This is a genomic window from Nonomuraea glycinis (assembly GCF_014646515.1).
In the GTDB taxonomy this organism is placed as follows: domain Bacteria; phylum Actinomycetota; class Actinomycetes; order Streptosporangiales; family Streptosporangiaceae; genus Nonomuraea; species Nonomuraea glycinis.
This window is the reverse complement of the sequence record NZ_BMNK01000003.1, coordinates 590,509-616,515: the sequence shown is the minus strand read 5'-3', so window position 1 is coordinate 616,515 and position 26,007 is coordinate 590,509. Positions and strand designations below refer to the sequence as shown.

General features: G+C 63.4%; 28 protein-coding genes, 1 tRNA gene and 2 pseudogenes. 10 read left to right on the top strand and 21 right to left on the bottom strand.

The genetic code is table 11. From position 1 onward, the window contains the following. Positions 1 to 48 precede the first annotated feature (48 nt). The 3 genes from IEY87_RS12390 (at position 49) to IEY87_RS12380 (ending at position 3,005) form a co-directional block, all read left to right on the top strand. Positions 49 to 120 (top strand) — tRNA-Arg (locus IEY87_RS12390). Between the two features lie 534 nt (positions 121 to 654). Further along, on the top strand, positions 655 to 1,410 hold the full coding sequence (locus IEY87_RS12385; protein ID WP_189138699.1) for a hypothetical protein: 756 nt from the start codon (positions 655 to 657) through the stop codon (positions 1,408 to 1,410). Then, entirely contained in the window at positions 1,407 to 3,005 is a 1,599-nt protein-coding gene (locus IEY87_RS12380) for an ORC-CDC6 family AAA ATPase (protein WP_189138698.1), read from the top strand. The genes IEY87_RS12385 and IEY87_RS12380 overlap by 4 nt, the downstream gene beginning before the upstream one ends. 550 nt (positions 3,006 to 3,555) lie before the next feature. Here IEY87_RS12380 and IEY87_RS12375 read toward each other — a convergent pair. The 12 genes from IEY87_RS12375 to IEY87_RS12320 all read right to left on the bottom strand — a co-directional run bounded on the left by IEY87_RS12375 (position 3,556) and on the right by IEY87_RS12320 (position 13,140). Then, a complete protein-coding gene (locus tag IEY87_RS12375) occupies positions 3,556 to 4,935 on the bottom strand; it encodes a tyrosine-type recombinase/integrase (protein ID WP_189138697.1) in 1,380 nt (459 codons plus the stop codon). 11 nt (positions 4,936 to 4,946) lie between these two features. After that, entirely contained in the window at positions 4,947 to 5,141 is a 195-nt protein-coding gene (locus IEY87_RS12370; RefSeq protein ID WP_189138696.1) for a helix-turn-helix transcriptional regulator, read from the bottom strand. A 175-nt stretch (positions 5,142 to 5,316) separates the two neighbouring features. Next, the gene (locus tag IEY87_RS12365) at positions 5,317 to 6,495 is read right to left on the bottom strand and encodes a DUF3631 domain-containing protein (RefSeq protein WP_189138695.1); all 1,179 of its coding nucleotides are present in this window, start codon (positions 6,493 to 6,495) and stop codon (positions 5,317 to 5,319) included. Positions 6,496 to 6,518: 23 nt separating this feature from the next. Next, the gene (locus tag IEY87_RS12360) at positions 6,519 to 7,445 is read right to left on the bottom strand and encodes a bifunctional DNA primase/polymerase (protein WP_189138694.1); all 927 of its coding nucleotides are present in this window, start codon (positions 7,443 to 7,445) and stop codon (positions 6,519 to 6,521) included. A gap of 291 nt (positions 7,446 to 7,736) precedes the next feature. Beyond that, positions 7,737 to 8,183 carry a single-stranded DNA-binding protein gene (locus IEY87_RS12355; RefSeq protein WP_189138693.1) on the bottom strand — a complete coding sequence of 149 codons (447 nt, stop codon included), beginning with the start codon at positions 8,181 to 8,183 and terminating at the stop codon, positions 7,737 to 7,739. 26 nt (positions 8,184 to 8,209) lie between these two features. Further along, complete coding sequence (locus tag IEY87_RS12350; RefSeq protein WP_189138692.1) at positions 8,210 to 8,428, bottom strand: hypothetical protein; 219 nt, start codon at positions 8,426 to 8,428, stop codon at positions 8,210 to 8,212. A gap of 140 nt (positions 8,429 to 8,568) precedes the next feature. Continuing rightward, positions 8,569 to 10,833, bottom strand: a complete 2,265-nt coding sequence (locus IEY87_RS12345) for a cell division protein FtsK (RefSeq protein ID WP_189138691.1) — start codon at positions 10,831 to 10,833, stop codon at positions 8,569 to 8,571. Beyond that, positions 10,830 to 11,234, bottom strand: coding sequence for a hypothetical protein (locus IEY87_RS12340; RefSeq protein WP_189138690.1), 405 nt, complete (start codon positions 11,232 to 11,234; stop codon positions 10,830 to 10,832). The genes IEY87_RS12345 and IEY87_RS12340 overlap by 4 nt, the downstream gene beginning before the upstream one ends. Then, positions 11,234 to 12,241: a DUF2637 domain-containing protein gene (locus IEY87_RS12335; protein ID WP_189138689.1), complete on the bottom strand. Its 1,008-nt coding sequence runs from the start codon at positions 12,239 to 12,241 to the stop codon at positions 11,234 to 11,236. The genes IEY87_RS12340 and IEY87_RS12335 overlap by 1 nt, the downstream gene beginning before the upstream one ends. After that, complete coding sequence (locus IEY87_RS12330; protein WP_189138688.1) at positions 12,238 to 12,621, bottom strand: RRQRL motif-containing zinc-binding protein; 384 nt, start codon at positions 12,619 to 12,621, stop codon at positions 12,238 to 12,240. Before IEY87_RS12330 ends, IEY87_RS12335 begins: the two co-directional genes overlap by 4 nt. Further along, positions 12,621 to 12,911, bottom strand: a complete 291-nt coding sequence (locus IEY87_RS12325; protein WP_189138687.1) for a WhiB family transcriptional regulator — start codon at positions 12,909 to 12,911, stop codon at positions 12,621 to 12,623. Before IEY87_RS12325 ends, IEY87_RS12330 begins: the two co-directional genes overlap by 1 nt. A gap of 61 nt (positions 12,912 to 12,972) precedes the next feature. After that, positions 12,973 to 13,140 carry a hypothetical protein gene (locus IEY87_RS12320; RefSeq protein ID WP_189138686.1) on the bottom strand — a complete coding sequence of 56 codons (168 nt, stop codon included), beginning with the start codon at positions 13,138 to 13,140 and terminating at the stop codon, positions 12,973 to 12,975. A gap of 309 nt (positions 13,141 to 13,449) precedes the next feature. On the opposite strand from IEY87_RS12320, the gene IEY87_RS12315 reads away from it, so the two are divergent. After that, the gene (locus IEY87_RS12315) at positions 13,450 to 14,835 is read left to right on the top strand and encodes an NsdA family TPR-like regulatory protein (protein ID WP_189138685.1); all 1,386 of its coding nucleotides are present in this window, start codon (positions 13,450 to 13,452) and stop codon (positions 14,833 to 14,835) included. Here the strand turns inward: IEY87_RS12315 and IEY87_RS12310 are convergent. The 3 genes from IEY87_RS12310 to IEY87_RS12300 all read right to left on the bottom strand — a co-directional run bounded on the left by IEY87_RS12310 (position 14,832) and on the right by IEY87_RS12300 (position 17,239). Beyond that, positions 14,832 to 15,740, bottom strand: coding sequence for a phosphotransferase family protein (locus IEY87_RS12310; protein ID WP_189138684.1), 909 nt, complete (start codon positions 15,738 to 15,740; stop codon positions 14,832 to 14,834). The genes IEY87_RS12315 and IEY87_RS12310 overlap by 4 nt on opposite strands. Continuing rightward, the gene (locus tag IEY87_RS12305) at positions 15,740 to 16,429 is read right to left on the bottom strand and encodes a GntR family transcriptional regulator (RefSeq protein WP_189138683.1); all 690 of its coding nucleotides are present in this window, start codon (positions 16,427 to 16,429) and stop codon (positions 15,740 to 15,742) included. Before IEY87_RS12305 ends, IEY87_RS12310 begins: the two co-directional genes overlap by 1 nt. 540 nt (positions 16,430 to 16,969) lie before the next feature. Beyond that, complete coding sequence (locus tag IEY87_RS12300) at positions 16,970 to 17,239, bottom strand: hypothetical protein (RefSeq protein WP_189138682.1); 270 nt, start codon at positions 17,237 to 17,239, stop codon at positions 16,970 to 16,972. Between the two features lie 138 nt (positions 17,240 to 17,377). Here IEY87_RS12300 and IEY87_RS12295 point away from each other — a divergent pair, with 138 nt between their 5' ends. Beyond that, a complete protein-coding gene (locus IEY87_RS12295) occupies positions 17,378 to 17,833 on the top strand; it encodes a GntR family transcriptional regulator (protein WP_189138681.1) in 456 nt (151 codons plus the stop codon). Positions 17,834 to 17,973: 140 nt separating this feature from the next. Here the strand turns inward: IEY87_RS12295 and IEY87_RS12290 are convergent, their stop codons facing one another. From IEY87_RS12290 to IEY87_RS12280, 4 genes and pseudogenes are all read right to left on the bottom strand, one after another. After that, entirely contained in the window at positions 17,974 to 18,657 is a 684-nt protein-coding gene (locus IEY87_RS12290) for a restriction endonuclease (protein ID WP_189138680.1), read from the bottom strand. Positions 18,658 to 18,970: 313 nt separating this feature from the next. Next, the gene (locus IEY87_RS12285) at positions 18,971 to 19,852 is read right to left on the bottom strand and encodes an ImmA/IrrE family metallo-endopeptidase (RefSeq protein ID WP_225276995.1); all 882 of its coding nucleotides are present in this window, start codon (positions 19,850 to 19,852) and stop codon (positions 18,971 to 18,973) included. Positions 19,853 to 19,945: 93 nt separating this feature from the next. Further along, a pseudogene (locus IEY87_RS47165) lies at positions 19,946 to 20,161 on the bottom strand (helix-turn-helix domain-containing protein); the annotation flags it as partial. Continuing rightward, positions 20,158 to 20,964 carry a hypothetical protein gene (locus IEY87_RS12280; RefSeq protein WP_189138679.1) on the bottom strand — a complete coding sequence of 269 codons (807 nt, stop codon included), beginning with the start codon at positions 20,962 to 20,964 and terminating at the stop codon, positions 20,158 to 20,160. The gene IEY87_RS12280 and the pseudogene IEY87_RS47165, both read right to left, overlap by 4 nt. A 780-nt stretch (positions 20,965 to 21,744) precedes the next feature. Here IEY87_RS12280 and IEY87_RS12275 point away from each other — a divergent pair. Further along, positions 21,745 to 22,200: a hypothetical protein gene (locus IEY87_RS12275; protein WP_189138678.1), complete on the top strand. Its 456-nt coding sequence runs from the start codon at positions 21,745 to 21,747 to the stop codon at positions 22,198 to 22,200. 86 nt (positions 22,201 to 22,286) lie between these two features. Here IEY87_RS12275 and IEY87_RS45625 read toward each other — a convergent pair. Continuing rightward, positions 22,287 to 22,466 (bottom strand): annotated as a pseudogene (locus IEY87_RS45625) (hypothetical protein); the annotation flags it as partial. A gap of 79 nt (positions 22,467 to 22,545) precedes the next feature. Here IEY87_RS45625 and IEY87_RS12270 point away from each other — a divergent pair. The 3 genes from IEY87_RS12270 (at position 22,546) to IEY87_RS12260 (ending at position 24,291) form a co-directional block, all read left to right on the top strand. Further along, positions 22,546 to 23,319 (top strand): maleylpyruvate isomerase family mycothiol-dependent enzyme, encoded by a 774-nt coding sequence (locus IEY87_RS12270; protein ID WP_189138677.1) that lies wholly within the window; start codon positions 22,546 to 22,548, stop codon positions 23,317 to 23,319. Positions 23,320 to 23,397: 78 nt separating this feature from the next. Further along, a complete protein-coding gene (locus IEY87_RS12265) occupies positions 23,398 to 23,601 on the top strand; it encodes a GntR family transcriptional regulator (RefSeq protein ID WP_189138676.1) in 204 nt (67 codons plus the stop codon). A 114-nt stretch (positions 23,602 to 23,715) separates the two neighbouring features. Next, entirely contained in the window at positions 23,716 to 24,291 is a 576-nt protein-coding gene (locus IEY87_RS12260) for a hypothetical protein (RefSeq protein WP_189138675.1), read from the top strand. Between the two features lie 213 nt (positions 24,292 to 24,504). Here the strand turns inward: IEY87_RS12260 and IEY87_RS12255 are convergent, their stop codons facing one another. Then, positions 24,505 to 25,182, bottom strand: coding sequence for a hypothetical protein (locus IEY87_RS12255; protein ID WP_189138674.1), 678 nt, complete (start codon positions 25,180 to 25,182; stop codon positions 24,505 to 24,507). Positions 25,183 to 25,449: 267 nt separating this feature from the next. On the opposite strand from IEY87_RS12255, the gene IEY87_RS12250 reads away from it, so the two are divergent. Continuing rightward, positions 25,450 to 25,980: a hypothetical protein gene (locus tag IEY87_RS12250; RefSeq protein ID WP_189138926.1), complete on the top strand. Its 531-nt coding sequence runs from the start codon at positions 25,450 to 25,452 to the stop codon at positions 25,978 to 25,980. The last annotated feature ends 27 nt before the right edge of the window (positions 25,981 to 26,007 follow it).

Sequence of the window (26,007 nt, the reverse complement as noted above, 5' to 3'; positions counted from 1 at the left end):
ATCTGTGACGAGGGGCTCCGGGATGCTGGTAGCCTAGTCACACGTTGAGCCCCCTTAGCTCAGGGGATAGAGCACCGGCCTCCGGAGCCGGGTGCGTAGGTTCGAATCCTACAGGGGGCACTCGATCTTGATCGGCGGTTATGGCCGCTGACCAGGGCGAACATCGTACGAACGGGCGGGGCTCCAGTCTCACGGAGCCCCGCCCGTTCTCGTTATAGCTCGCTGGTTGTGGACCAGTTGTGGACCAAGATCGAGCTCCCACCTAAGCCTGAACCCGAGGTGGCGTATGTCACCTGGGTCTCTCCAGGCGACTGCACGGTACAAGATCTTGGATCAGCACGGATGAGGACTTCCTCTACGGTTTCAGGAGCAGGCCGCGGTTCGGCGCGGGTATACCGGCGCGGATGCGACGGTGTGTGCGGGCGTTGCTGTCAGCGCCGCTGGCACCTCAGCCACGTTCACCCCTTGCCTCGGCGCTCGGCGCCAACCGCCTCAGCCACGGCGGCGAGAGCCGAAGTCAGCGATCGTCACGGCCTGGGCTGCCGGCCGGTCTTGGCGCTCCGTCAGGGCCACGGCCGAAGTAGCGGATCTGGCTTAACTTTCTACTCAGGAAGCATAGGACAGATTGCCCAAGCAGTGCTAACTTTATTCATTATGATGAAAGAAGACGTTGTAAATGCTCACGGCGTTCAAGCGAGCATGCTCAAGCTCCATAAGGCCTGTATGCAACATATCCAACAGGCGGCAGAGTCGCTGGATCCCGAGATAAACAAGGTGCTGCATCTAGAAGCCGACCTTGCCGCGTGGCTGGACGTTCTAAGCGAGCGGCCAGAAGCACAGCAGTTGCGATCAGCTCATCAAGATTTTGGGCTTGCATTCTACGCCGCCATGAGCGGTCTCTACCGCCAAGCATTCGCGAGCCTAAGGTCATTTCTTGAAGTGACGACAGGTGCAACCTATCTAAGTTCCCTAGAGTTTAAACGACGCCAATGGGTCAGCGGAAAGCTCGATATAAGTTGGACTGCAATAACTTCAAGCGAGGATGGCATATATTCCACCGCCTTTTTGCGAGAGTTCTGCCCGGAGGCAATTCCCGAGCAAGGGGGCATGGTTGCAGATCTAAAAAGTTCATACCGGAGATGTTCAGAGTATATTCACGGCAACGTCGCTACCTCGCAAATGCTCCCTCCAGATATCTCTTTTAAAAAGGCGTTGATGGAGGAGTGGCTATCGATTGCGACGCTTATCCTCGGTTCAATAATCCACTGTCTTACAGTTAGATACTATAAGGACTTAAGCACACTTCAAAAGCAAGCCGTTGAGGCCTCGCTTGAAGATAATCTTTCGCACCTAGCTTCAATTCGAACACTCCTGGGTCTACCTCTTGAGACAGAAAGGTCGAAGACGTGAGCGAGCTTAACTTCCGAACAGAAGACCTCACCCTGCAAGAAGTCGGTGACTATTTCGTAGAAACTAGCATGGATCGTCAGACGATCGACAAGCTGAAGAGCAAGAAAACGGTGGTCCTGCAAGGCGCGAGAGGTGTTGGTAAATCCTTCCTTCTCAAGGTAGCCCAAAAAGAACTAGACGAATCTTTTTCGGATTCGCGAATCCTTGCTGTCTATGTGACCTTCAACAAAGCTGGATTGCTTCAAACTTCCAATCCGGAGCGATTCAAACATTGGATGTTGGCAAAGGTATGCAACAGGGTGATTCGCGAGGCGCGTAAGAAGGGGACTCTTCGCCAACAAAGCACTATTTTTGCCACGTTGTCACATGATGGGACTGACGAGGCAGCGCAGATTCGCCTTCAAGAGCTGGAGCGCGATCTGGAGGATGCCTGGAAGAATGAGGGCGTATCATCTAAGTTTGACTCTGGAATCGATCCGGAGGTAATCAAGGACGCGGTAGAGGATCTATGCCTGCAGGCCAAGGTAAGAAGGGTTGTCCTTCTTGTAGATGAGGCCGCGCATGTCTTCATTCCGGAGCAACAGCGGCAATTCTTCACGCTGATGCGGGATCTTCGTAGTCCCTATCTTTCAGTCAAGGCAGCGGTCTATCCTGGTGTTACATACTTCGGTGATTCCTTCCAGTTGAGCCATGACGCGGAGATGATCAGCGTCAATCGAGATATTCTGGACCCGGAATATCTCAACGCTATGCGTGAGATAGTGCTTCGCCAAGATCCAAGCCTTCTCCCTCAGGTCAAGAAAAACGGGGAAGTTTTTGATGCGCTAGCGTTTGCCGCAAGTGGCAATCCTCGAACCCTTCTCAAGACAGTGTCCGCAGCCTCGCCTCTGAATACTAGTAACGCACAGCGCGTCATGCGGGAGTACTATCGTGAAACTATTTGGAGCGAACACTCTGCGCTAGCTGATCGCTATGTAGGTCATCGTGCTGTGATCGACTGGGGAAGGGAGTTCCTGCAGACTCACGTAATCCCGTCGCTGCGTACTAGGCAGCGGCAAAGCGAGGAACCCGACAGGCGCGTGTTCCTTTGGGTCCACCGAGACGCGCCAGTCGCGGTCAAAGAGGCACTTCGGCTTCTCTGTTACAGTGGCATTCTTCATGAGGCGGGCAGCGGCCTCGTAGCTACACGTGGGCTAGTCGGAACTCGGTACATGCTGAATATTGGCACCAGAACGGGTGCAGAGCCGGAGCCCGTGTCCGCCACTGCGTGGCTGCGCAAATCTATTTCGATAAAACGGATGATGGAATTCGGTGCTAATCATGATCTCTATGAGGACATCGCTCGCCTCGACGTTGAAGAAATGGATGAAGAGGGGCGGGAATTCCTTAAGTCCCAACTGCATCGTTCCGTTGATCAATTGGATATGACTGCTTTTTCTAGGGGAGTTCTTAAGCAGCTTGGATTCGACACTGTCGGGAAAATTCTGACAGCTTCCGAGAGCGACTTCCAACAGGCGAAGTGGGTGGGTCCTGTACGATCGCGACAGATGATGAACATCGCTACTGCTGCCGTCCTAGAATACTTGTCCGGCTGAGGTCCTTGATGCGCTGACTCGATCGGGTGGTTTTTCATGATGCCCAATGCGCGAGCACGCGCATCTCAAAAGCAAGCGAGGTTCGTTAACCGATACAGGCACTGCCGATGCTTCCCACTCCTGCCCCATCGGGCGGCCTGTAGCGCAGGCGGTGCTGGCCGCGGCCGGCCGAAGAGCCGCAGTGCGGCCAGCGACTGTCTCGACGCACGCAGGTCGTCGGAGGTGGGCAGCCGAGCAGGGTGATTGCTCTGCATGAAAAGCGGAAGGTCAGGCTGCCACGTGGCTTCGTTCCTCGGGTCTGGCGGCGCTGGGGGTACGGCTCCCCTTGCCACAGAATGAGGGGGCCGGTCACTTGCGGCGGTGCTGCACAGCAACGCTGCAGCATAAGCGCAGACACCATCAGCCAGCACCTGCAGCTTGACCAGGATGAAGACTGCTCGACGGTGTGGCTGCCTTCCGTTTGCGAATGGGTGCTCATCAGCCGGCCTCCAGACGCGTATGGAGGTTCCGCCCTATTCTCCCCGTTACCGCTTGAGGCATGGTCAGGCTTCTACCGCTTGAATTGATCAGCTTCGAGGGCGGCCTCGATTCGGCGATTAATCTGACAGTCTCGCCCGTCGAGGCACTTGGCGTACCGCTTGAGGAGGACCTCCACGCTATTGCCGGCGCGCTCCGCTACCACCGTCGCGTCGACGCCTGCATTGAGCCATGTGGACAGGGCGGCATGGCGCAGGTCGTAGGGCTTTCCAGCGAGAGGTGAAGCGACCTGCTGCGGGGTCAAGACCAAGCGGCGGGCTTCTTCCCAGGCCCGTGAGTAGGTGGATGCGCCAAGGACGCCACCGCGTTCGTTCCGGAACAACCGGCCATCCGGGGCCGTGCCGAACTCTTCGAGGTGCGTCCGCAGGATGGTCACCAGTTCCGGCGGGATGGGCACGGGCCGGACTTCTCGTTCCTCTCGTTGCTTGAGCCCGCGTCGGTCGTGGACGGTCCCGTTGTCGGTCCACTGCTTGCCGCTGCTCGGGCGGGTGATTTCGAGAGTGAGCAATCCCCATCCTTCCTCCGGAAGAGCGCAGTCGGTTCCTCGGAGCCCGATCGCCTCGGCCGGGCGGAGGCCGGCGAAGTAGAGCGTGGCGAAGAACGCCACGAGGCGGCGGCCTCGCCCGCGATGCCAACTGCCGACATAGGAGAGGGCCACAAGCAGTTCGCGGGCTTGGACTGGGTTGACCACGCATCGCCGGTCCACGGTGTTGTCCCTGGCCACCCTCTTTTGCTTGACGCGCTTGAGCGGGTTCTCGGCCAGCTCGCCGAGGTCGATCGCGTACTCAAGCGCGGTGTTGAGGCCACGGCGTCGGCGGGCCGTTGTATCGGCTGCCGCGCGCTTGCCGTCGCGCGTGAGTGTGAGTTCCTCGCACACTTGGCGCACCACGATGGGGTCCGCGAGGTCGCTCACGTCTATGGTGCCCTTTTCGAGCAGGTGAACCGCGTAGTCGAGATGTGGCGGTGCCGATTCGTCTGCCTGGCGCGGGATGAGGGCCCACTGCATCGCGGTCCTGATCTCTTTCTTCGTGAGGCCGGAAGCCTTGTCAGTCAGCATGCCGAACGTGGCGACCGTGAGACTGTCCACGATGCTCTCGCGGGTCTTGGCGGCAGCGCCCTTCCAGCGCATCTTCACGTACTTGCGACAGAAGCCGTACCAGCTCAGGGCGGCCTTCTCTGTCTTCGTCATGGAGGCGGGCAGGCCGGTGACCGTGTCGAACGGTTCACCCTTCTTCGCGGCCTTCAGGAGATCGGCGCGGAAGTGATCGGCAAGTGCCTTGGTCAGGAACGTCTTGGACTTCGGCTCTGCGCCGACCTTCCATCGGAGCTGGTATGGCTTGGCGCGGTCCTTGCGGTTACGGATGCTCCAGATCACGACGTCGTGGGTCTGCATGTCGCCCCTTCCTAGGCTGCGGTCTGCTCGAAGGTGGTGAGCCAGGCATCCAGGTCGCAGCGGCGGACCTTGCGCTTGCCGTTGGGGAGTTTCAGGGACCTTGGGCCGCGGCCGGTGTGCAGCCAGCGGTAGAAGGTGGATTTCGGGACGTCGATCTCGTCGAGGACCTCGGCGATGGTGAGCAGGGTCTTGGGGCGCGTTGTCATGGTGGTGGTTGCCTTTCGGGCATCGTGATCGGTGCTGGGTGATGCCTCGGCGGTTGTGCTTGGCGGCTGGTCGCCGAGGGTGCTCGCGGGTGGTTGTTGAGGGGTGAGCCGTCCCAGCCGTCCCAGGGTCATTTCCGCAGGTCAAGCCTGGGACGGCTTGTTTTGGTGGGACGGGTCATGCCGTCCCGGCGATGGGAGCCGTCCCGCTTTGACCTGCGGTGACGAGGCTGGGACGGCTGGGACGGACCTCCCTGTCGATCGGTACGACATCGGCCTCTGGGATGGGGCCGAGGGCGGGGCAGTAGCGCGTCCAGGAGTCGGCGAAGTCCGCGCGCTGGTAGCCCTTGGCCTGCTGGCCGTTGGGGAAGCGGATGTTGGCTGAGCGGATGTCGTACTCGCGCAGCATCGTGCCGAGTTTCATCGCGGTCAGTCCGGCCGTGCCGTGGTCGGCCCATTCGCTCTCGGGGTCGCTCTTGAGCCGTTCCAGCAAGACAGCGGTAGGTAGTGCGGTGTCGGGGCCGAACGCGGTGCGGCAGCCGGACAGTAGTCGTACGCTGGCCGAGGTCTGGCCCTTGTCGTCGGCCTCGGTGGTGAGTGTCAACGTGGCGGCGCGGGCGCGATCCGGCCAGCTCTCTCCCGCGTGGTCCGCAACGATGACGAGGGGTTCCCAGGTGTCGGCCGCGCGGTCTTCTACCGGCATGCTGGGTTCTGCTGCTTCCAAGGTGGGCAGGTCAGCGCGGAGCCACAGGTTCAAGTCGGCGGCGAGGTCGCGCAGGGCGGGCCGGTCTCGGCGGTGCCGGTAGGGGGCGGCGTTTTCGCCGGGGGCGCGGCGGCGCATGTGGATGACGACGGCGCGGTCTTCGATGGTGTCGGGCATGGCACCGATGCCGGCGAGTGCGGCCATGGCGAAGGTTGGGATGCTTTCGACGCGGTTGGTCGCGGCGTCGTATCGCTTGGCCGGGCGGTTGCGCTGGTGTCCGGCGTTGAGCAAGCCGCGGAGGTCCTCGTTGCCGTCTGCCTTGGGGCCGAAGATGGTGTCGGCCTCGTCCACGAGCATGGTCGGTGGGTCTTCGGTGATGGAGCGGTAGACGGCGGCGCTGGATGAGTTGACGGTGATGAACGGCTCGTGGCAGGTGGCCTCCACCACGTCCAGGAGTCGGGACTTGCCGCAGCGCTTCTCCGGGCCTCGGATGACCAGCCGGGGAGCGTGTGCCCATGCGGGTTGGGCGTGGGTGGCGGCGATCCAGAGGGTGACGGCGTCGGCGGCCTCGGGGCTCGGCAGGATGACGTAGCGGGTGAGCGCGGCGCGTAGTCGGTCGAGCAGGGCGGCGCCGTTGGGTGTGTGGTCGTTCATGGCTGGTGCTCCTTGTGGGGTGTTCATGCGGCCCTGCTACGGCGTGGCTGGGCTTTCATGCCTGCGGACAAGCCGGAGGCGATGACGGCGGCGATCTCGCGGGGCGGGTTCGGGTCGCCTTCGGCGTTCGCGTTCTCGGCGGCGGACTGGAGAGCGGTGATGACCACTTCGGCGGGCAGCACGCCGCGTGTGACGAGTTGGCCGAGGTTGAAGGCGGCGGTGTTGAGCGTGTGGTTGCGGGTGCCGCGTTGGGCGGTGGCCACGCGTTCGATCTCGCCGCGTAGCGCGGCCTCGCCGTACCGGTTCAGGCGGTGGCTGGGCAGGCAGGCCAGCAGATCGGCGGCGCTTAGCGAGGGCGGCGCGGCGGGTGTGAGCGCCTCGGCGAGCCAGGCCGGGAGCGGTGCGGCTGGTAGGTCGCGCGTGATCTCGTAAGGGCCGGTGCCGTCCGGCTGGGCGACGTGGCTCCCAGGGCCGACGACGTAGCCACCGCAGGCGCGGGTGTCGATCAGCCAGCCGAGCCCGCCCTTGTGACCCGCGCTGTTGCGTAGCCGTAGACCCTCAGGCGGGGTGAAGTAGAGATGTGTGCCACCGCGCCGGGTGCGGACGGTGAGAGTGTCATCGGGGTACGGCTGACCGTGCTCAGCGCACAGCAGGCGGAAGACGTGCTCTCCGTTCTGCGGGTGATGCTGGGCGAGGCCGGCGGGCGGGCGCTCGCCGGGCTTGGGCTGGTCGAGGTCGATCACGACCAGCCGGGACGGGCCGCAGGCGATGCCGATGTTGTACGGCTGGTGTGGCCAGAAAGCGGCGATGCGATCGGCGTCGGTGGTGGCGTGCTGCTCCCAGTCGGTGAAGCCACGCAACGGCTTCTTGCCGCGTGGGGTGAGCGGGAAGACGTACCAGCCACGGACGGCGGCCTGTAGGGCGGCGCGCGTCAGGTCAGGCCACCCCATTGGACGCCTCCTTGACCTCAAGGAACCGGAGGCGGTAGCCCTCGGCAGGGACGTGGATAGGAGCGTCCAATGGGGTGACGGAGCGCGCGTTGAGCGTGAGCCGACCTCGGCCGAGGTGGTTGAGGTACTCCCGGTGTGGGCGCGGTGTGATCGTTCGGGTGTAGCGGTGGGAACGGGTGCTGGTCGATGCCATGCTGGCAGTGCCTTTCCTCGTGATCGGGGTGGGTGGCCTCGGCGGTTGTGCTTGGCGGCTGGTCGCCGAGGCCGTATCCCGGTGCTGCGTCGGCGGGGCTAGAACGGCGGCTTGTCACCCGTTGGAGCGGTGGCGGCCCATGTGTCGGGCGCGTTGCCGTTCTGGCTGGTAGGGGTCTTGCGGGCCGCTCTAGTGGGCTTGGCGGTGGCGAAGCGGAGGGACGGGCCGATCTCGTCCACGGTCATCTCGAAGACGGTGCGGTGTTCGCCCTCGTCGGTCTCGTAGGTGCGCATCCGGAGTTGTCCGGAGGCGATGACGCGGGTGCCTCGGGTGAGGGACTCGCAGATGTGCTCGCCGAGGTCGCGCCAGGCCGAGCAGCGCATGAACAGGGCTTCGCCGTCCTCCCACTGCTCAAGCTGCTTGTTGTAGGTGCGTGGGCTTGAGGCGATGGTGAAGGTGGCGACGGCCGTACCGGTCTGGGTGAAGCGGAGTTCGGGGTCGTTGGTCAGGTTGCCGATGATCGTGATGGTGGTCTCGCCGGACATGGCGGGCTTCCTTCCTTGGGTCTGGGTTAGTGGGTGCCGTCCCGGTACAGGCGGCGGGCGTAGACGTAGAGCTGCCAGCCGAGGCGGGGCCGCATGCCGGTGCCGTCGCAGGCGCGGCAGGTGCGGTTCTTGCCGCCGGGGCGGCATCGGATGCAGCGGCCCCAGGGCCACGCCAGGCAGATGATGATGTAACTGAGAGTGATTGACGGTAGGCAGACTGCTAGAAGAGTGAGGACAGTGGCCATGTGGGGCCTCCAGGGCCGTTTTTAGGGTTTCCGCAGGTCAGGGTCTAGGTTCTAGAGCGCAGGTCGAGTGCCGTTTTGGGCTCTAGGTGGGCCTCTAGACCTAGAGGGGTCTGCCTCTAGGTCTAGAGGCGATCGGGGCCTTAGGAAGCGGCGCTGGAGCCTCTGCCGCGATCACGGTGTGTGATGGCGGTGGTGATGTCGTCTCGGGCTACGCCGATGCGGTTCGCGCCCTTGCCGCCGCTCTCGGGTGTGCCCCAGACCTGCATGGTCTTGATGCCGTACGGCTTGAGCGCGGTCGTGAGCTGGGCCGTCTTCGCGCCGCCCTCCAGGCGCGCCCACGGGCCGTAGATGTCGGGCCGCAGCTCGGCGAGGCGATCCACGACCGCCTCGTTCCATACCTTGGCCTCGGACGGCGGGACCACGGCGAGGATGTCGGCGAGCAGATCGAAGGTGGGCGCGTGCTGCTCGGGCGTCTCGCCGAGGGCGTGCCCGCTCAGGGCTCCCGTGCTGGCCCGTAGCGCGTGGGCGCGGTCGGCGATGCGTTGCGTGGCGGGCGTGTCCAGGTAAGCGGTGCGCACCACCTTGGGCATCGGGGTTGCGCCGAGCAGGTAGCCGATACCGGCGTCCACCTTGGGCTGGAACACCGTGGCGCGGATGCCGTTCTTGTAGGCGGAGGTGCCGAGGATCATGTCGTTTTCGAGTTGGCCGGCGACTCGTAGGCAGAACCGGATGGTGACGTTCGCGCTGATGCCGGTGGGCAGGCTGTCCTTGTCTGGGCGCTGGGTGGCCAGCACCAGGATTACGCCGAGGGCGCGGCCGAGCTTGATGATGAACTCGGCGTCCTCGCCCGCCTTGTCGCCGTACTCGGCGTGGGCGAACAGGTTCTGGCATTCGTCGAAGATGGCGACCAGCGGATGCAGGCCGAGTGAGCGTTTGTCGGCGATCTGCCGGGTGACCTTCTTGTCCGGGCACAGGTCCGGCGGCAGGGCTTTGAGGGCGGCGGCGCGGCGCATCACCTCCTTGCGGAGGAGCATCAGAGAGTCGGCGGCGTAGCCGATGGCCTCGTCCTCGATGCCGGAGACGTAGCGGTGGCAGTTCTGCTCGTGCGGGTCGAGGTCGCCGGTGCCTTTGAGTTCGTGGATCCACAGTTCGGCGCTCGGGTCGAGGGCCGCGCCGGAGGCCAGCACCCGCACTGAGGCGGTCTTGCCCTGGCCGGGCTGTGAGCCGATCAGGATGTTCTGCTCTACGACCGGTACGGCGACGGCGCGGCCTCGTGGGTCGCAGCCAAACGGGATGCCCTTGAAGAGGTCGTGAGAGCTGGCCTTGAGCAGCGGGGACTTGACGACCGTCTTGGACAGGTCCTTGTCTCCCACCCACAGGATCAGCCGTCCCTCGTGGATGGTCGAGTCACCCTCGGGCCAGATGCAGCCCAGCGGGCGGCGTAGCGCCGAGGCCATGCGGTCGCGCTTGTCCATCACGTCGGCCACGGTCACGCCGTACGGCAGGTCGATGTCGGCGCGCCAGCCGGGGCCGTCGCGGGTGATCGGGGCGACGAACCGGATGGCGTCCTTGGGGTTCTTGGCGATGGCCTGGTTGATGCCGGCGATGCCGAGCACGGTCAGGGAGCGGATGACGATGTCGCTGGTGAGCTTCTCCACCGTGGACGGTACGACCGCGCGGTTGATCAGCGGTCGGTCGGCGGGCTTGCCGAGGATGCCGAGCGTGGCGATGGCGATCGCGAGCGTCATCCACTGCACGGGGTTCGTCTGGTCAGCCACGATGAAGCCTGCGATCAGCAGCGTGACGAGGGCGGTGATGGAGACCAGGGTGCGTAGCCGTACGCGAGTGTCTCGCTGCCTGCTGAGTTTCAGGTACGCCTCGGGGTCGGCCTTCTGGACGGCGGCCAGTCGTACCGGTTCGCCCTCCAGGTCGAAGGTCCATTTGATGACGCCGCCAACCAGGCGCAGGAATCCTCGCGGGGCGCGTGCGGTCAATCGTCCGCCGTACAACGGCACGCGGGAGACTTGGTATCCGGCCACGTGCAGGTAGTGGAGGCTGATCCACCTGACGGTCTCGATGGCCTCCGCCCGGGAGCGCAGCCACAGCGGGACGATTGGCTGTCGGCTGCGCGCCTTCGCCTCCAGCGCGGTCCGCCAGTCCGCTGCGGTCGGACTGGGTTGGTCGACGCGGACGACCGCGCCTTCCAGAACCGGTCCATCCGTGTTCGCAGGGCTGTCCTCGGTGTCCGGCTCGGACCGGTCGGCGGGACTCTGTGGCTGACGTCCCGCGCGGGCGGTGTCCAGGTGGACGATGTCGGCGTCCTTGCCGTTCTCGTGGTCCGGGGCGGCGGACCGATCCGGGTCCTTGTCGTCCTCGTGGTTGGGGTTGTCCTGCTGGTGGGTCATGATGTGTGCACCTCGTTTGACTTGCTGGTCGCGGGGTCCTGGGGCGCGGTCGTTGTCTTGGCGGATGAGGCCGCGCCCCATGTGACGGTCAAGGACGATGCGCGGTCCGACCGCTGCTCGTCCGGTCGGTCAGCGGGTTCTTCGGTGGCGGTCGGGGTGTGCGGTCCGTCCGCTTCGGTGATGCCGAGTTCGGCGCGCCAGGTGGCGGCGAGCAGTTCGGTACGGTCTTCCGAGAACGGGCGCTGAGCCAGTAGTCCGGCCAGCAGCATGGCGGTGATGGCCTGGTTGCGGTCGAAGGTCCGTCCGGGGTAGCCGGTGACGATCCAGCGGCGCCCTCGAAGTTCTGCCACGTTCGGACAGTCGTCCGCGGTTATGTGCGTGTCCGTGATGGTCAGGGTCATCAGGCGGCCTCGTCTTTGCGTACGGGAGTCGTCTGTTTCGCGGAGCTCTCAACCTTCAGGCGCGACAGGAGCGCCCCGGCACGGTCGGTCGAGATGCTTTGTCCTTGGCGGCGAATGGCGTCTCGAAGGCGGTCACGGGTCAGGGGCTCTCCTTGTGCCTTGAGATCAGCGGCGACGCGTCGTCCGAGGGGGACGAGGTCACCCACGTTCGGCGTCGGCGGCAGGGACTTCTTGGTCCGGGTGCGGTTGGAGGTAGAGCGCTTACGCGGCGCGGGTGGCAGGGCCGGGGGGACGTTCTCCGGATCGACACGTACGGCTTCCGCCTTGATCGGGATGTTCTTGGGCGTTAGCTCGCCGAGGTAGTACAGGGCTCGCTCACGGCGGGTGGCCTTCCAGCGCCAGAGCAGGCCGTACCGATCCTGCAGCTCTGTCTTGGCCAGGATGCGTTCGCGCTCGCGGCCGAGGGCCTCGGGGTAGCTGCAGATCTCCCAGAGCACCATGCGGCGCCAGAGCGTGACAGTCGCCATCGGGGCGAGCAGCCAGCGTGAGCGGCGGATCCCGTCCATGTGATCGAGCTTGGCCAGGTCGGCGCGCTTGCGGATGACGTGGGCACCGACCTCGATGGCGATGACCCACAGCAGCGGGAGTAGCGCGTGGGCGACGACCGCGAACCAGTCGGTAGGTCCTGGTGCGCTGAGGTAGGCGGCCACGTTGAGGTAGACCGTCGCGCCGGTCAGTGCCCACGGGATGAACCGGAGCCAGCTCACCCTCATGCCGAGGCGGGCCAGCACGATATCGAGTGCCGAGAACACGGCGATGCCCAGGTCGATGCCGAGCGGGACCGTCCAGGCGAACCAACCGAACGAAGGGCCGGCGGCGTGCGCGACGCGCTCGAAGCTGTTGAGGAAGCCGATCAGGCCGAGCGCGCCGGTAACGGCGGCTGTGATGGCTACGGCTGTCCGCTCTCCCTCGGTGAGGGGGCGGGGTGCGGTGGTGCAGGCGTTCATGCGGCTACCTCCTCCGCGCAGTCGAGGCAGGTGCCGAGGTGGCGCGGCAGCACGTACCCGACGTCCGTCAGGCACTCCGGACAGGTACGGCGGGCCGCGTTCGCCTTCGACAAGGCGGCGCGCTGGCGTGGGGTCGCGGTGCGCTTGGGCAGGGCGAACCGGACGTCGTACAGGTAGGCGGTACGAACGCCGGGCGCACCGTAGCGGCGGGAGCACCACAGCACTTGGGCCTGTACGCCCTGGCCGCCAGGGCGCAGCCCTTCGGCGGTGAGCTGGCGGAGGGTGCGCAGGTGCGGCGGGGCCATCTTCCACGGGTAGGTGGGGATGCTGTACCGGTCGCCGGTCGGGTCCCAGAAGCGGGCGCGGATGCGGCTTGTCATCAGGCCACCTCCAGGTCTTCTAGCTCGGCGGCCTGCTCGGCTACCTCCGCGGGCGTCCGGCCGGCCCAGATGCCCGAGGTCGGGCGCGTCTCCAGCGCGTAGAGCTCGCAGACCAGCAGGGCCGGGCAGGTGGCGCAGACCTCGCGGGCGACGGCCTCGCGGGCGGCGCGCTCCTCGGTGCTCTCGATCGTGAGCCGAGGGCCGGTGTGCAGCTCGGGGTCGTAGGTGCATTCGGGAAGCGGAGTTTCGCCGTCCACGCGCCAAATCGCTTCGACGTCGGCGAGCGACATGCGTGCCGGGTGGATCGGTCGGTTGGTGTTGTGTGCCACTGGTGGGTCTCTCTTCCTGCGGTCAGTTGCTGACGGTCTGGACGAACCGCGCGAACGACTCGGACGCGCTCATGACCAGGTGCGCCGCCGCCTTGACGATGGTTGCCGCGCCCTCGGGGTCCTTCAGGGCGTAGAGGGCAGCGCAGATCATGAGGACGGTCGGGAGCACCTTTCGCGGACGGACAAGCATGTTGATCCCTTTCGGTTCGAGAACCTGCGAGCAGGTTCTATAAGACATAGAACATGTACAGTCACTGAGAGTCAAGTCACAGGCACCGATCGCTTTGGGTTCCTGCGGGCCTCGCCTCGCTCGTTCCTGCTGACTCAAGGATTCCTCGCCGCGCGCTGCGGCAACACTGTGATCACCCCCGTGACTGAATGCACAGGGGGTGCTTTTGGGGGGTGATTTGGCCCTCGGCCAGGAGAAACATCCAGACCAAACTTGTGGAGTTCGAGCCACGGAAGCCTTGTCCGCGCCATGATGCGAAGGCGCGGATATATGGAGGTGAACGTGTCTCGAATGCCCAATGTTGCGCTCGCGCAGGCTATGCGGCGTGCGGATTGCTCAAATTCGGGACTTGCTTCGCGAGTACGGCAAATTGCCCAAAATGACGGCATAAGCCTGAGTTGCACCCATGTGGACGTCAAGCGTTGGCTTGATGGCGTGAAGCCTCGCTCGGCGACAGCACGGTTCATCGCCGAGGCCCTGTCTCAGAAGGCCGGCATGACGTTCTCGTTGGACGACATAGGTTTGGGCAGCGTCGTCACTCCGGAGACGCTTGAAGCCACCCTCGCCCACGGCGGTGGGATATCCGATGTCGGAAGCCTGCTGCTGGGTCTTACCCGGCGAGACCTCGCTGATGATCCTGTGGCTCTGGAGTCCGTGATCGTGCCGGACGCCTGGAGTGAGGCTCTGATCGCATGGCTGCTGTCGCGGCCTGAGCCGCATCAAGCCAGGGAGAATGCCCGGCCATCTGTGGGTGTGTGGGACGTCCACGCGATCCGGGCGACAACCGAGATCTTCGCCAACATGGGGTTTCAGTTCGGCGGCGGTCACGCGCGTTCTGCGCTCATTCAGTATTACAACCGCGAAGTCGTCCCGATGCTGAACGGAAAGTTCACCGAGCCGGTTGGACGATCGTTGTACGCGGCGGCTGCGGAAATCACCGAGCTGGTCGCCTGGACGGCTTACGACCTGGGCAGACATGGGCTCGCTCAGCGGTATTTCCTCCAGGGGCTACGCCTCGCACAGGCGTCGGGTGACCGCATGATGGGCGGTCTGCTACTCGCCGATATGAGCCATCAAGCTAACTACCTCGGCCGCTACGACCAGGCGATTCAGCTTGCACGGGCAGCCCAGGAAGGGTGCAAGGACGTCTCCAGCGCCACGCCCATGGCCTTGTTCCACGCCATGGAAGCGCGGGCTCACGCAGGTAACGGTGATGAGGCGCAGTGCGCACGCGCGTTGCTCCAGGCCGAGAAGTACTTCAACAAGCGTAATGTGGAGGATGACCCTCCGTGGTCACGTTACTTCGACGCCGCGGAACTGGCCAGCGAAGGTGCGCACTGCTATCGCGACCTCAGAATCCCTTCACAAGCCATGGAATTCGTCGGTCAGGCCGTCGATCTCTGTGACCCGATGTACGTGAGGACGCTCGCCTTCGACCGCCTCGTGCAGGCGGCCAGCTACGTCCACATGGGGCAGCCTGCGAAGGCCGCCTTGGTTGCGCTGGAAGCCGTCAACCTTGCCGGCCCCCTCAAGTCCGCGCGTTATCTCCGTTACGTTCGAGATCTGAAAGCCGACCTCGCGAGCTTCGGCGGCGAAGATTCGGTCAGGGCGCTCAACACTCTCATCGCCGAGAAATATCCTTCCCTCGGCGGTTAGAAAGCCTGCCACTGGCGAGGCGCGTCCGGATTCTGCAGGCAGAAAAGGCGATTACGGAACTCGCGAGCGATGGCCTCATCTTCGTTGACGTTCTGCATCAGCCATGTCGTCATCTTCAACTCGTTAATGTCTCTGAGCACGGGATAGCCCTCCCACGCCAGGACATCGAAGCCGTAGCGCTCCGCGAACTGGTCATATTCGGCACGGGTGCCCCAACCCAGAGAGTGTTCAAGGGCTGTGACAGCGAGATCGGTCTCAGGAGGGCCGAAGGCGAACCGCTCCAAGTCGATCAGCACGATGGTGCCGTCAGTGGCCTTGATGAGGTTGTCAGAGTGAGCGTCACCATGTACGGCGCAGGCATCGAGAGGGAAATGCAGAGCCCCATAGGCTGTCCGGAGCTGATGGTACTTCCTCAGCAGGAAGTGGCGTTCCTCGTCCGAGAGACCATTGGCCGAGGAGATGCGTTCGGAGACGCGCCCAAGGATGTCGAGCTGTGGCAGCGCCAGGGCTTCAGGAACCGGCAACTGATGGAGAGCCCGCAGAACCTCGGCCAGATCAGTCAAAGTCGCGGCATCACCGCCGTTGTCGATGAAGTGCCACAGCGTGACGGGCCTGTCCCTGACAACGAGAGGTTGGGGGTGATGGGTCGTTCGCGCCGCCGGCAGTCCCGCCTCATGAAGCCATGCGGACACGGCCACCTCTTTGCGAGCATCGTCAAGCACGTCCAGGCTCCGCGCGATGCGCACGACGACCCGTTCGGCCTCCAGGACGAAGAGAGCATTCTCGCCGAGGCGGATCAGCCGCGCGTCTTCGCTCGCGAGGCCAGCGACCTTGCAAGCCTCTTGGAGGGTCGCCCGTGCTTCCTGAGAGGTGAACGGGACTGCGGCTGACTGGAACACGGTCACTAGGAGCCCTTTGGTTGCGTCTTGACCACGCGGCCTCTTCCGGCCCGCTTCTCGACTATCCCTTCTGCTTCTAGCAGCGCGAACGCCCTCCTGACGGTGATACGACCAACACCTCGCTCTTGGGCCAGTACATTCTCTCCGGGAAGCACAGCACCAACGGCGAACCTCCCGCCGGCTATTTCCTGCCGTAGGACGGCGGCCACGTCGTCAGCACGCGTACGCGCATGATCGGGCCCACCGACGAACCACCCTTTGCCATGGACGGCGGCAATCAGCTGTTCAGAGGCGAGCAGTTGGAACGCCTGCCGGACAGTCCCCTTCGAGACGCCGTACTCATCCGCGGCCGCGGCTTCGCCCGGTAGTTGCTGGCCGGGCGCGAGCTCGCCGCTCTCGATGCGTTTGCGTAGAGCCTTGGCGATCGTTTCGTACTGGGCCGAGGCGGTGCGGTCGGCGCCTGGCAGGCCGTCTCCCACCACCCTGCGCCCCCGGCCTGCCTCGCTGAGCACTAGTCCCGTGCGCTCCAGCTCGGCGACAGCTTGACGAACGGTTCCTCTCGCTACACTGTACGTACGAGCAAGCTCGGCCTCGGAGGGCAGCATTCCGCCGGCGGGCGGATCTCCTTCGCGAATGCGACGGCGGATATCTTCGGCTATCCGAACGTAGGTGGGGCCATCCTTCGCCTTGCTCATCGCGCTCCCTCGCCGAGGCATATCGTCTCTAGGGTAGGGCGGACAGGCCAAGACCTGCGAAGTATCGCGGCTCCACGCCTTTTCTGGAGTCTTCCCTTCGATGGAGCCACGAGGGTGAGCGGCGTCGAGCCGGCCACCAAGTCTCAGTCGAGGTTTCTGAGCGCGGACCATGAGGGGCGGTGGACGGTCTATGCATCCCCTGGAGCAGCGCCTCCGGCAGATGTACGCGACCGTTTAGGCCTTGGCCTCCTCCTGGCCAGCCGTGTGCGGCTACGCCACCAGGCTTCGGCGATGACATCGTCCGGGTCTTTGCATCTGTGTCTCTTCTCGAAGCCGGCGATGAGCATCACCCAGACCTCACGCGCGTGCTTGTAGCATCCCCGACCGGCCTCCTCGTAGCCCTCGGGATACACAGCACGGAGAACGAAGAACTGGCCGCCCTGGCTCGCCCACTCATACACTCCGCAGCACGATGTCTCCTTGATCCGAATGTGGTCTCCCCGAGGACGTAGGTAAGGTTCCCAGTACGGTTCGGGCGCATCAGGAGCCGACACGGTTACTCGGCCCTTCTGTGGCGTACTCCTGCAGGTAGCGGAAGACGTTGCGGCGGCATCGCTGCCATGCGCAGGCGAAGGCGAGCTCTAGAAGCGTGTCGGCTTCGAGCTGCGGCTTGACGCCATAGGCGATCTCGTCGGCGGCCAGTTTGGGCAGCGGCCTTGCCCGCCAGACGCCGAGCTGGTTGCGCCACACGTAGAAGCGTCTGAACGCGCCACGCAGGTCGTGAGGCGAGACACCGAGTATGGAAGTCATGCGGGATTGATCTCCCCGTGTTGCGTTGGGCAGGGAAGTCAGTCAAAAATCCTTGCAGGCTGACGTTTGCCCACGTTAACTCTAGGGCCTCATAGCCACAAGGCTCATGGCAACATAGCCGCGTGAGACTTGTGTGCTGTGATCGACTACAGCTCTGGGGTGCCGGTGTATCGGCAGGTCGCCAATGCGATCCGCGACGACATCACCGCCGGCCGCTACCGGCCAGGAGCGTGGTTGCCTTCAGAGGCCCAACTGGCGCAGATGTACGAGGTGGGCCGCGACACCGTTCGCGAAGCGCTGGCGTACCTACGGGCCGAGGGGCGGATCACCACAGTCCGCAAGCGGGGGTCGATGGTGGCTGTTGAGCCGACACGGGAGGCGTACCCCGTGCCGCCCGGAGCTCGCGTGGTTGCCCGCATGCCTACACCAGACGAACGGCGAGACCTCGCCACACCAGCAGAACTGCGTGAATTCGGCGGCATGCCCGAGGGCGTGCCCGTCTTCGAAATCTTCCCTGGAGCACGCAAGCATCGAAAGGTGCTACGCAGTGATCACGTGGAACTCTTCGTCCACGAACCATCCGACTGCGATTAATTCCATAGATGAGGAACGGGCACGGCGTAGGGCAATCCCGAACATGGAGCATATGGCGGCATCACGGAGGCCGCACGCTATGAACTCGACAATGTCGAGCGTTCGTATAATGCACGCCTTGCCTGTGGCGGGTGGCCAGGTCAATCACTACGCGTGCGGTAGGTCACGCCCCGGGAGAAGTCAGGATTGAACGTGACGATTGTTCCATCTATGCGTCTTTCGATCTCCTTCACATCAATTCCTTTACGGTCTTCGATAAGGCTGTAATCGGTTTCGCATCCACAGGAACTCTCGCTCCAAGAAAAATCGACTATATCCTCGCACTCCGAACAGCGGAGCGCCTGTGTCCCACAGATATCGCAGGTGCCAAATTCCAGAGTGTCGGGTTCGCTATCCTCTATGGTGGCTATCCAGACGTACCATCCAATGTCCCCCGTGTAGCAGTTGGGGTGTGGGCAATCTCCCAAACCCGTAAACAGAGAATCGAGATCTGCAGGAGTATGGTCGTATGAGGCAAGGCTGCTCAAGACAATCTTCGGTACCCTTGCTCCTGCCGCGCGGTTCTGTGCCGGTTGCGTAAAGCCGTTAAGTGCGAATAGCAAACCCCGCTCGACATTTAAGTCCTGGAGCTTGCCCGCGAATTCATCCACTATCCCAATGCCAAGCTTGCGCTTATAGTGTTTACACTCAACCGCTATACTTATGTCTTGGCCAGATAGAGATCCCATTATCAGCACATCGACTTGTCTCGTCTCACCACTAAGAGTGCCTGGGACCGAAACATCCCTACGCACAAGTGCGTCCTCATCGAGCTTCGCAAGCATCCTGCGCACCTCCTCTTCATACCGTGCCCATTGCTGAGGTGTGGGAACGACCGTTTGATGCTCATTATCGGTACTGAATGAATCGCTGGACATTGCTGCCACCCTTCGCCGTATGGAGGGATATGAACAAGAGGGCATTTCGGGGACAGTCTTTCCGGGGAGTCTATTCCGGGTAGAGAGACTGTCCCCGAAATGGAGATAGCTTAAAAAAGGAAATCTGGCGAAGGGCGGTGTGTACCTATGGTCTCCTCGCTGCATCGAGCCCTGCTTCTGCCAGGTTCGCCATTCCTCAAGGTTCGCGACGAGAGAAGCTCTAGTTATCGAACAGAGAGAATACCCTCCCTCCCTTCTCCGGGCTTGCAAAATCGTGGGCCTCAATGGTGAGTTCTTCTGCCGTCGCGTTCGATAGTGTCGGTTGACGTGCGGTGGCCGTTGAGAAAAGGTTCATGGGTGCACGTGCCTCGCGCGCTATAATAACCGCCGCGATTCCTGCGCTCTCCAAGAGCTCAAGAGACTTCGGGAGTATTGAGGGCTGCTCAAGCCCAGGATGACGTCCCGGCTCCTGGCGACGCCACCCTTCCTTGGACATTCTAATCATGGCATTTCGGTAGGTTATATCAGATAGAGTACCCAACTCCCTGGCCCTATATAGAAGTGCCTGCATGCTCACGCCCCAATACTCCTTCAAAGTAAGGAGCTGCGACCAATTAAGGCGGCGGGGTAGCTGGCCGATTATTTCACTTTCCGGCATAAGCAGCTCCGAAGCAAAATGGTGAGCTTGCAGTTCTACTAGGCGCCCTCCTGGCTCTACGTCCAAGTGCATTACCAGATGACCCAGTTCATGAGCAAGGTCAAATCGCTGCCTATAGTAATCATCCTTTATTGGGTTTAGGATTACTATAGGCCGGTGTGGCGTTTCAAACGAATATGCATCCACAGAGGCCGATTGGGCTGGACCGAAGGCCGCTACAATTCCATTGTTCTCTGCAGACCGCAGAAGGTGTGCGATAGGCCCCTTCTCGATTCCCCATGCCTTACGCAGTTCCTGTGCGGCAATGACAGGCTCTGACGTCGTTTCGCTATCTACCGGCACGGGGAGTGATGGAATTCGGCATTGCGGCATATCTACATATCGTTCGAGCGTCTGTACAATATCGTGAACTATCCATCCGTAGGCGGTCGCTTGATCCCGCACAACTTGCGTTGTAGTCCTTAGCGACCGAAAGTGCGGTATGACATTTGATGAGGGCGAGAGCATGGTGCTCGGGGTAGCCAAGAAGAAACTTGGTTCCACCCCGAGCGCCACAGACAACTGAGCAACTGTGGCGGGAGCAGGACGTGTACGCCCAGACTCGTAGCCTGCAATCGCTGTCGGTGTCTTCTCAATTTGTGCTGCTAGCTCGACTTTGCGGAGTCCAGCTAGCTGGCGCGCCAATTTGAGACGGCTTCCGACGAAAAGCTTAGCTGCCTCTGTTATCCCTGCCCTGTATTGCTGGTTGTTCACCCTTCGTCTTTCTGTGAATTAGCCTTGCGCGGCATAGCGCGAAGCGTGACCTCGGCGTCCTGCACCTCCTGAGGCGAAGGACTCTTAGGCGGAGTGGCGGGGATGGGGTCAATGCCCTGTCTTCCATCAGGAGGACCGTTCCGCAGCTCGACACGCCAGTGCCAGGCCTCCGATCCCTTCCGGTTATAACGCGGTCGACCGAGGTGAAGCTCAGAACCCTTGGTATGCGCGTCGATCGCCCACGCCGCGACTAGGGTCACCACGGTAAGGTCGCTGACCGGTGTCTTGAGAACGTCGGCGAGGACATCGATCGCCATGAGCTGCTCGAAGCCCGGAAGCACCATCTCGTCAGGATAGGGCTGCGTGGCGACGGCCTTTTTGGTGGGCCGCGCCTGCGGCCATGGGATGCTGTCCACATCCTTACCGCCGAAGGACTGGAGAAGGAAGCGCCACTCCTTGTAGCGCCATCCGGGAGACCCATTCAGGTCGTCGCGCACGACAAGACCGGGAATCAGACGGGGCATGGCCTCGTACTCACCGGACAGCAGGCCCTCAGCGACCAGATCTTCCCCGACCTCGAACGTGTCGTTCGGGTTCACGGAGAAGCGCTCACACGAGAACACTCGGTCCAAGCGGTCAACGAGGATCGTCCAGGCGGTGTACCCCACCCAACCCTGATGGTGACCAGTCGTGGGCTCGTACGAGTCCAGAGCATGCTGCACGGCGCTGTCCCAGGCCCAGCACAGAGCCTTGAGCACGTCGGCGTCCCTCAAGTCGCCGAGCGCATCATCCTTCTCAGTCATGCGGAGAGCATAGCTGATCTCAGTAAATTTTGCTTGAGAATGAACCGTATGGATGTGACTGTGCTCCCAGCTGAACTTCTGCGGCTGGTTGGAGTTCTGCTGTCGCCGGGGCAGTGGCTCCTCGGGAACCGCTGAGCGTCGAACGACTGATCGTCCGCCGAGCATGCGAGCCGCTTACGGATCAATGGATACGGGTCTCGTGGACCAGTCATGGACCGGGCCGGCTTGGAGACGCAGGTTAAGGCTCGTTTTCGCAGCTCAAGTGCGTGGTAGGGTCTGCAACCGCACTCCTCTCCGGAGCCGGGTGCGTAGGTTCGAATCCTACAGGGGGCACACGATCTTGACCGGCGGTTATGGCCGCTGGCCAGGGCGAACATCGTAGGTACGGGCGGGCCTCCAGTCTCATGGAGTCCCGCCCGTTCTCGTTGACGCTCATAAGCTGTGGGCCAGGGATGGGCCGTGATCAAGTTGCTGATCGAGCTTCGGACGGCGAGACGCCCCATGTCACCTGTGTGCCTTGCACATGAGCCGCCCCCAGCGTTCGTTCGTGCACGAGGCGGCGACGCGGCCGCGCGAGCACGACGACCGCGACCAGTTCCTCGCCGGCGTCGCCGGACGTGAGATGGACGGACCGTCGGCGTTCCGGCACCACCGCGGCCGACACCGCTCTGCCGCCCGCCGAGGCTCACCGGGCGTCTCACCATTCGAAGCAGGGTTGATCATCAGGCAGATCCTCCCTAGGGTTCAGGGCCAACTAGGCCATCTCTTGCTAGAGGACTGTTGAAGACCCGTATCCTGAGCGCCGCGCTGGCCATCGCAACATTGAGCGGACTGCTGGTGGCAAGCCCGGCGCAGGCGAGGGACGGAGTGTCTTCCGGCCGCACGACACGCCCGAGCGGCGGCAACGGGTACGCCCAGGTAACCGTCGACTTCGTCAGCCGGACGAAGGTCGTCTTCCGGAACTTGAAGGTTCGGGACCTCTGCCCCCATGACAATCTTCCGGTGAAGGCCCGGGCCGTATGGAAATACACCACCGGAAGCTGGCACACAGGCGCCTGGAAAAAGGACACCAACGGCTGCCGCGACAAAGGCACCAACTTCGGAAACTACGTCCGCTCCGGCTCCCGGGCCATATCGGCGGTCGCTCTGGAGCTGTGCGTCTACAACAAGAAATCTGACTTTCACTGCGTCAACACCACCACTCGCTACAACCAGTACGTACACCGGGGCCGCTGACACTCAGGCAGGTCACAGCATGTTCCCGATCGGCCCGGGCATCTTGGGGACGGGCTGATCGAGCAGCTTGTCCACCTCCGCGCGGGTCAGGAGGCGCGCCTCCGGCAGAGTCGTGAAGCAGTCCCGCCAGATCCTGCGCTCCCCGGCGGGCCGGCCCAGGTCGTGCGGTGGTTGCGCTGGTGCTCTTGGCCCAGATGGCAGGTCCAGTAGCGGTCGAAGTCGCCGTTGGCGAGCAGCGCGCGGAGTTTCAGGCCGGCTTCGGCGCCGACGCTCCGCCCGGCCGTCGACGCATTCGTCCGATAAATTCGCTACCCGGCGGCCGGAGCGCCGTGATACACAACCGAGGTGCAAAACATTCTGGACTTCCCCGAGGTCCTGCGGCTGATCGAAGACCGCTCGGCCGCGTTCCGCGCCGCGATCGCGTCCGCTCCCGACCTTGACGTTCAGGTCACGGCCTGCCCGGATTGGACGCTGCGTGAACTGGTGCAGCATCTCGGCGACGGCCGCCGCCGCCAGGCTGCCATCGTCGCGGCGGGTCCGGGCGCTGAGCCTCCGGCGAGGACGGACCCGAAGGGTGCCCCGACCGCGCCTCGCGATCGCGAAGCTTTGGACGCCTGGCTCGCCGAGTCGACCGGGCTCATGCTCGACGCGCTGCGCGAGGCCGGTCCGGACCGGGGCTGCTGGACCTGGTGGGGTCGCTCGCAGGCCCCGGAGACCAGCGGAGCCGTGGCCCGGCACCAGATCCAGGAGATCGCCGTCCACACCTACGACGCCCTGCTCGCCCAGGGGGCCGCGCAGCCGCTGCCGACGGACGTCGCGGTCGAGGGCGTCGACGAGTTCTTGACGACCGTCGCGGCGACGAGCGTCCCCTGGCCGTTCAAGCCGGCGACCATCGACCTGCACGCGACCGAGGGCCGCTCCTGGCGCCTGACCCTCAACGCCGACGGCGTCCGCTGCGACGACCTCGCCGCCGACGCGGAGCCGGGCGACATGGCGATGCGAGGCGCAGCGAGCGAGCTGGTCCTCTACTTCTACGAGCGCGTCCCGCTCGACGGCCTGGAGACCACCGGCGACACCGAGCCGATGGAGCAGCTCGCCGACTGGGACCCGAACGCGTAAAACGCGCACTTGTGACGCATCTGTCGGTCCTGCGGGCGCCACTGGGCCCGGGGTTGCGGACATCGCGCGGCTGTGGTTGTGACCGACTACAGCTCTGGGATGCCGGTGTATCGGCAGGTCGCCATCCGCGAAGCGCTACAGCATCAACTCGTGGAGGAGTTCGGCATTGCACCGAACACCGCTCAGAAGGTGTTGACCAGGTTGCGCCAGGAGGGCGCCGCTTATGCAGTTCGCGGTGTCGGCACTTTCGTCCGGAGCGACGAGGCCTTGCAGGACGACTGATCAACTGACTCGCCTCCTAGCTCGATCATTCGAGTCGCAGATGGTCCAAGCGCATTCAGAGACCCGCGACCGCCTGGGCTATTCCGGCCCTCTACACAAGTTCGGAAAGCCCCCATGCGCGTGATGAAGGTCTTCTGGTCGGCGGCGGTGGCGCTGTCGCTGTGGGATCTGCTGGTCGAGCCCCTGTTCGCCGTGACGGTGATGATCACTTGCAGCAGTGCCGGGTCGTTGGACTGGCCGCAGCCTGTTCCGGCGGCTCAGGTGGCCGGCTTCCTCGGTGACCGGCTCGCCCGACTCCAGCCCGTGCTGCTGGCGCTGGCCGCGTTCTGGGCGATTCGATCGCGGTCCCGGGGTGGTCTCAACGTGAGCCGGAGCAGTTCCTTGCTCCCCGCCACGCTGGGACTGGTGGTCGCCCTGCTCCCCGCCGCGCTGGCCGAGGCCGAGAAGTGGCTGTCTCCCGATATGCCCTTGGCTTGGCAGGAGTGCCTGCACGCGCAGGTGGCGCCGCCGTCCTTCGTGGTGCCGCGCCTGATCCTGGCCTGGCTGCTCTCCCCGGCCACCATGGTCCTGCTGGCCGGGATCGCGGGTGCGGGGGTCCGGCCGCGACCGACCGATCTGCGCGAGGCCGGGTTGGTGGTGGCAGCCGTCGTACTGGCCGTGTTCCTGTTCACGGCGCTGATCGGGCGGTAGGTCAACGCCGACGGCAGCCCGCGTTATGCGGTGGTCGGCACGGGCAAGGCCGTACGTGATGGCAAGGTCACATGGCTATGATCCACACTTCGTCCCGTAAGACCCTGCCCGGCAGGGTAGGTGGCTGTGAAACGTCAACCCCGCACCGGGCACCCGCTGCCCGGATCAGACGAGGACCTTCTCGCCACTGCGGCCGGCGCAGACCAGACGGCCCTACAACCCGTACTTGCTCCAAAGAAATAGTGCTGCGCCATTAACTCTCACAGACTGCCACTCTTTCGACGTCAGACTGCTTTTGATCTCGGTCAGGGCCGGCGTGATATTGGCTTTGGTGAGACGTTCGGTCACCATCACGTAAACCTGATTGAAGCACTCCGCTTTCGTCTTCCGGGCGCTTTTCATTGCGAGAATCTTCTTGCTCATATCCTTGTGATATGGTTCGAGCCTGCGGAGAAGGACTGCGTTGGTCTTGGTCAGCGGAGTCCCGGAGGTCGACCCGGAATCGTTCTGCAAGATGTTCTCCACTCTCGCTATGATCGCCATTTGACTTGCGGTGAGATCATTCGTGGCGATGAGAGTGTCGAAGGATTCTTTAAGAGGCTTGTTGGCGTAGATGTTCTCCGCCATTTTGTCCAGGATTTTGGACAGCTGCTGATCGGTGAAGAATGTCGTCAGCAGGGTTTTGGTCTTGTTGATGGCCGTCTGCTTGGGCGTGATCAAGGTCTGTAGCAGGCCCGGTTGGGCTGACGTCGATGCGTGAGTAGTACTAATCGACGCCTGGTGCGGTGACGATGAAGCTGCGCTTGCCATTGAGGCATTCGCAAGGCAGACCGACAACGTGAGGGCAGCGGCCAGAAGAGAGGTTCGAGGCACGGGGATCACGTTACTCATGCCCTTCGGTGCCCGTCCACGGTGACGTCTCGGCGCAGGGCTTGGGTGAGCGGCCCACTGATGCCTTGGGCGATGCCGAGGTTGGCGGGGCGCTCGATCTTGACTGGCGGTTCGGGTCGCTGACCAGGGCGAACATCGTACGAACGGGCGGGTCTTCAGTCTTACGGAGCCCCGCCCGTTCTCAGAGATTGGCGGTCAGCGAGCAGAAACGCTCAGAAGTCGATCTAGGGGGTGTATCGGAAGTGTTCTAGGTTGGCTCAGGTGAGCATGCGGGGGTGGAACTATCGGTACGTGGGACCGGCTGAACTGAAGGCCGCGGTTCGACCTGGCAGCGGCGGCTGCCGGATCGGATCGGCGACCGACTTCGACAGCTGGGTCGCCGAGCGTTCGGCGGCGGAGCTGGTCGAGCCGTTCACCTTTGTGGTCGGCGCGGACGGCGTGCTTTGGTTGGCGCCGCGACAGAGCGAGCATGTGGCCTGTGCAGGCGGACGATCGGTCCTGAGCGCCGGCGAGATCAGCTTCGCCCCCGAGGCAGACAGATGGGTCGTGCGCGAGGTCACCAACCAATCAACCGGGTACTGCCCGGACGTCAGCTCCTGGTCATCGGTCGTCCAGGCTCTCGATTGCGTAGGGCTCGGGCATCCGTCCGGCTTCACTCACGAAGTGATATTCCGACGCTGTCCTGGGTGCCAGGAGCACAACATCGTGCGCGAGAGCGACTTCGTTTGCGTCTTCTGCGGCAGTGATCTGCCTGAGCAGTGGAACGTGGACCCGCTGATCGGGGGCGGTGGCGGCTGAACCGCTGCGCCATCAGGGGGTCAGGAC